Genomic DNA, 5,172 nt, shown 5'->3' on the forward strand with positions numbered 1-5,172 from the left:
GTACCCTGCGCGCTTCGCTTCAGCCGGGCGCTCGCCTAACTCGCCGGGCGCAAAATACGCGCCTCGGGCTCGATCAAAAGTCTCGCGACGACTCCCGGCCTTGCTCGGTGCTCGGCTCGCTCCGACGGGGATAAAAAAAACTAACACCACGCTTGAGCAGCCGAGGGCCCGTGTCTGCCGGATCCGAGGTCAGCTCGATGTGCTTGTATAGTGTTATTTTCACTTCGCCATTCTCACAAATCGATATTCGTGACCACTTGTAGGTAAACGGCTTCTTTTCTCTAAAATCAGCTTACTACCAATTGTTACTGTGGCAGTTGTCGGGATTTCAATTGACACGGCTTCCCCGTCTCCAGTTTCAACCGTGGCAATAACACGCGAGAGCGTGAATACAACACCGGTATCCATTCCTAGCTGTCTTACGGTTCCATCTATTTCTTCAGTAGGACCGGCACCAATATTTAGCCAAGCGAATAGAATAAATGAGACCATCAATATCAAACCGACGGCCTTAATTAGCCGTTCTCTCGTCCAATCAACAAAAAGCACTCTGATATCCACGGTGCTCCGATTTAGCTACTTAAACTTAATTTAGATGTCACTTTTTACGTATAACCTAGACCCGAGATGTATATCTTGGCAAGGTTCGCTCCAGACCCCGTAGCGCGCGCCGAGTACCGCAGACCCACCGGGAGTAGTTAAGCGAGCCCGTGTTTGAGCCCGAGGCGCGTATTTTGCGCCCGGCGAGTTGGCGAGCGCCCGGTGGGGCGAGGAACGGAGGAAGGGGTCGCGCGCTCCGGGGCGTGCTTTCTTTTGGTTCCTTTTCTTTGCACGAGCAAAGAAAAGGAACCCAGGGTGCAGGGGCGGAGCCACCCGCAATTAGGTTTTGAGATCGCGCGCATGGCGCGCGATACCATTTAAACCCTGGATTCCCGCCTTCGCGGGAATGACAGCAACTCTTTTGCAAGGAAAGAATGAAAAAGAATATTACAGCGCTCGGCGCGCCAATTTCGGCAAATCCCCCTCCAACCCACTCGCCCTTCTCATAATGAAATTCTTGACGGGCGTCGCCGCATTGGTGAGCTCCAGCCCCCAATTCCGCAACTGGCTCACCCCCGGCAAATCATTCCCGAACAAATAATGGAATCCTCCGGTAATCGAAACCATCGCGAGATTGTCGCCCTTGCGCCAGCGCTCGTAACGCCGCAACACCGCATGGGTGCCGATGTTATTCTGATTTGCCACGGCCTCCAGCAATACTTCGGCGAGCGTGGCGGCATCGAGAAAACCGAGGTTCACGCCCTGCCCGGCGAGCGGATGCACCGTGTGTGCGGCGTCGCCGACCAGGGCCAGGTGCGGCGCGGTGTAGGCCTTGGCGTGCGACAGCGCCAGTGAAAATCCGGCACGTGGGCTGACTGTTTTAATTTTTCCCAGCGCTTCACCAAACTTCGCCTGCAATTCAGAGATAAAAGCGGCGTCAGCGAGGGTAAGCAATTGATCCGCACGCGCGGTATCGGCCGACCAGACAATAGAGCAGGTATGCGGATCATTCAGAGGCAGAAAAGCAATTGGCCCGGTCGTGAGAAACCGCTGAAGCGCCGTGGCTTCGTGCAGCTTTTCGGTGGTCACCGTGGCCACGATGCTTTTCTGATTGAGATTGAGCGACTGAGCATGGATGCCGGCCGCGCGCCGCACCTCTGAATCCGCGCCGTCCGCGCCCACCAGCAGCCGCGCCTGCAACAGGCGTCCGTCCTTCAGCTTAATCACCGCGCCATTGTCCGCGAGGGTGATATCGGCGACTTCGACCGGGCACAGGTAATGAACGTTAGTGAACTGGTGTAGCCGCTCGATCAGAGCCGTCTGGATGACGCGGTTTTCGATGATCCAGGCGAGGCAGGGCTCGCCGATTTCGGCGGCGTTGAAATGAATTGAACCGCTGCCGCCTTCGCTCCACACCTGCATCTCCCGCACCGGCGAAACCCGGCGACGAACCATGCCGTCCCAGACGCCGATGTTTTCGAAAAGGCTCTGCGAGGCGAGCGTGATGGCACTGACGCGCTGATCATACTCCTTGTCCGGTGCGGCGGGTGACGCGCGATCCAGCACGGCCACCTTGAGTGATGAAGTTCCCAGCGCGCAAGCGAGCGCCGCACCCACCATGCCGCCGCCGACGATTAATACGTCATAGGCGGCGCCAGATTTCTGTTTCGTGGCGGCCATGGCCTACAGCGGCAACCCGCGCGCGAGGCGTGGAAGTTTACCGGCGAGCCCGCTGGTGACGCGCACGAAACTGCGCTTGACGCCCGGCATCAGGTCTACGGCAAGCAAGCCGGCATTGCGCAGCAACGTGAGCGGAAAAATATTGTTGGAAAAAATCCGGATGAGGCCGTTGGTGAACAGCGAGATCACCTGGTTGTCGCGCCGGCGCCAGTCGGCGTAGCGGCGCAGGACCGTGAGATCGCCGATATCGTCGCCGGTGCGTTGCGCGTCCGCGAGAATATCCGCCATCGCGGCCACGTCGCGCAGGCCCAGGTTGAAGCCCTGCCCGGCCACCGGATGCACCGTGTGCGCGGCGTTGCCGATGAGCGCTAGGCGCGGACGCACCTGTTCCGGCACGCGCGTGAGCGCGAGCGGATAGGAAGCACGGCGGCCGAGGCGCGTGAAGCTGCCAAGCCGGTCGCCGAAACGCTCCTGAAGCTGGCGCAGAAATTCCGCATCGCTCCAGCCGAGGATGGTCTTAACTTCCTCCACGCGCGCGCTCCACACCACGGCGCAGTCGTTCTGCCGTTGCGGCAACAACGCCAGCGGACCGGTGTCAGTAAAACGTTCGTACGCGGTATTGCCATGCGGCAGGCTGGCCGTGACCGTGGTCACGATGGCGGTCTGACGGTATTCGGTGCGCACTGCCTCGATGCCCATGGCCTGGCGCACCGCGGAATGCGCGCCATCGGCGGCAATAACGAGACGCGCCGTGAGCATTTTGTCCTTCCCTTCATGATGGACCGTGACCGTGGCGCACTCGGGCGCAACACGAATATCCCTCATTTCCGCCGGGCACAGCCAGTCGATCTGGCGCGAACCCTCCAGGGCATTGAGCAGCGCTGCGCCAAGTGCGCGGCTGGGCACGACATAACCGAGCGCCGGCAGCCCGGTTTCGGCGGCCGTGAGCCGCGTGATGCCGAAATAGCCGCGGTCCGAGATATGAATGCGGTCGATGAGCGTGGCTTCTGGAACGATGTACTCCCAGACGCCCAGGGTTTCAAAGATACGTTTGGAGCCGTAGGCCAGGGCCAAGGTGCGGTCATCGTAGCCGGGCTGGGAGGAAGCCGTGAGCGGAACCGCCTCGATCACGCCGAGGCGCAGGCCGCTCTGACGCAGCGCGCAAGCAAGGCTGGCGCCGACCAGACCGCCGCCAATAATCAGGACATCATAATCGGCGCGCGTAGTCATCAGTGCCGCATCAAGGCTTCGATCTCGTCGACGGTCTTGGGTGCGTCGCGCGACAGTACTTCGCTGCCGTCGCGCGTGACCAGCACGTCGTCTTCGATGCGCACGCCGATGTTGCGGAACCCCTCCGGGATGTCCTTGGCGTCGGCGATGTAAAGTCCCGGCTCGACGGTAAGCACCATGCCGGGCTCGAGCAGCCGCCAGGTATCGTCGAGCTTGTAGTCGCCGACGTCGTGAACGTCCAGTCCCAGCCAGTGCCCGGTGCGGTGCATGTAGAAACGCTTGTAGTCGCCGTTCTCGATGTGTCCGTCGACGCTGCCATTGAGCAGGCCGAGATCCCGGAGGCCCTGCGTCAGGATGCGCACCGCGCCCTCGTGCGGATCGTTCCAGTGCTTGCCCGGCCGCACTTGCTCGATGGCCGCCTTTTGCGCGGCGAGCACCAGCTCGTAAACTGCGCGCTGCTCGCCGCTGAAACGGCCGGTGACGGGAAAGCTGCGCGTGATGTCAGCGGCATAGCCGTCGATCTCGGCGCCGGCGTCGATCAGCAGCATGTCGCCGGGTTTCAGCTCGGCGTTGTTCTCGGTGTAGTGCAGAATACAGCCGTTGGCGCCGCCGCCCACGATCGGCGGATAGGCGGGAAACGCGCTGCCGCCTTTTTTGAACTCGTGCAGCAGCTCGGCCTCGATCTCGTATTCCATCATGCCCGGTCGGCACACTTGCATCGCGCGTCGGTGTGCCTGTGCGGAAATTTTCGCCGCGCGTTTCATCAGCCGGATCTCCTCCGGTCCCTTGAACAGGCGCATCTCGTGCAGGAGGTGATCGAGGTCCACGAACTCGCCCGGCGCGTGCACGCCGTTGCGCGCCTTGCCGCGCACCTCGTTGACCCAGTTCATCAGGTGCGCGTCGAAATCCGGATAGCGCCCCATGCTGTAGAACACCTTCTCGCGGTTCTCGAGCAGGCCCGGCAGGATCTCATCGATGTCGTCGATCGGAAAGGCGTCATCCGCGCCGTAAAGCTCGCGTGCGCCGTCCAACCCCGCACGCCGGCCTTCCCAGGTCTCCTTCTCCGGACTGCGTTCGCGGCAGAACAGGATGTACTCGCCGTGTTCGCGCCCCGGCACCAGCACCGCCACCGCCTCGGGCTCGGGAAAGTGCGTGAGATAATAGAAGTCGCTATCGGCGCGGAACGGATAATGCACATCGCGATTGCGCACGCGCACCGGCGCGGTTGTAAGGATGGCAACGCCACCGCGCATATAGCTCATCAGCGTCTCGCGGCGCTTTTCAAAAACCTTCATGTCCATATCGGGCATTATGCCAAAATCGGGGCCCGCTGGTGTGAATCCGGCGGCTTGCTATAATCCCCGCGCCTTTGGGCGGATATCCGACAGCCGGTATCTTTTCCATGACCGAAAATGGCCGGCGCCATTACCCGGTCTAATGCGGTTAAATTATGCTATACCGCCTTCATTCCACGTTTCAGGAGCCAAGGTAATGGAAAAGCTTCGCCGCCTCACCAAACCCGTCAGCCATCTGGTTGCTTTCGGCATTTTGGCGCTATCCCTGCATCTGCCTGCAGCGCAAGCCGGCATGATCAACACCGAGGCGGTGGTCAACGCGGCCCAGGTGCAACAGGACCGCGAGCGCCTGCGCGATGTTTTCAACCGCGACGACGTCAAGGCCCAGCTTCTCGCCCGCGGCGTCGATCCGGCGCAGGTGCAGGCG

General features: G+C 61.1%; 5 protein-coding genes. 1 reads left to right on the forward strand and 4 read right to left on the reverse strand.

Annotation, left to right across the window (positions count from 1 at the left end; translation table 11 throughout):
- Window positions 1-219: 219 nt before the first annotated feature.
- From WB402_RS00940 to pepP, 4 genes are all read right to left on the reverse strand, one after another.
- On the reverse strand, window positions 220-561 hold the full coding sequence (locus WB402_RS00940; protein ID WP_424204850.1) for a hypothetical protein: 342 nt from the start codon (window positions 559-561) through the stop codon (window positions 220-222).
- A 426-nt stretch (window positions 562-987) separates the two neighbouring features.
- Entirely contained in the window at window positions 988-2,220 is a 1,233-nt protein-coding gene (locus tag WB402_RS00945) for a UbiH/UbiF/VisC/COQ6 family ubiquinone biosynthesis hydroxylase (RefSeq protein WP_424204852.1), read from the reverse strand.
- 3 nt (window positions 2,221-2,223) lie between these two features.
- On the reverse strand, window positions 2,224-3,450 hold the full coding sequence (gene ubiH / locus WB402_RS00950) for a 2-octaprenyl-6-methoxyphenyl hydroxylase (protein ID WP_424204854.1): 1,227 nt from the start codon (window positions 3,448-3,450) through the stop codon (window positions 2,224-2,226).
- Window positions 3,450-4,751 carry a Xaa-Pro aminopeptidase gene (pepP, locus tag WB402_RS00955; RefSeq protein WP_424204858.1) on the reverse strand — a complete coding sequence of 434 codons (1,302 nt, stop codon included), beginning with the start codon at window positions 4,749-4,751 and terminating at the stop codon, window positions 3,450-3,452. The genes ubiH and pepP overlap by 1 nt, the downstream gene beginning before the upstream one ends.
- A 190-nt stretch (window positions 4,752-4,941) precedes the next feature.
- Here pepP and WB402_RS00960 point away from each other — a divergent pair.
- The coding region (locus tag WB402_RS00960) for a PA2779 family protein (RefSeq protein ID WP_424204856.1) at window positions 4,942-5,172 on the forward strand (231 nt) is incomplete at its 3' end.

It is taken from the genome of Sulfuricaulis sp., from assembly GCF_049587675.1.
Lineage (GTDB): Bacteria > Pseudomonadota > Gammaproteobacteria > Acidiferrobacterales > Sulfurifustaceae > Sulfuricaulis.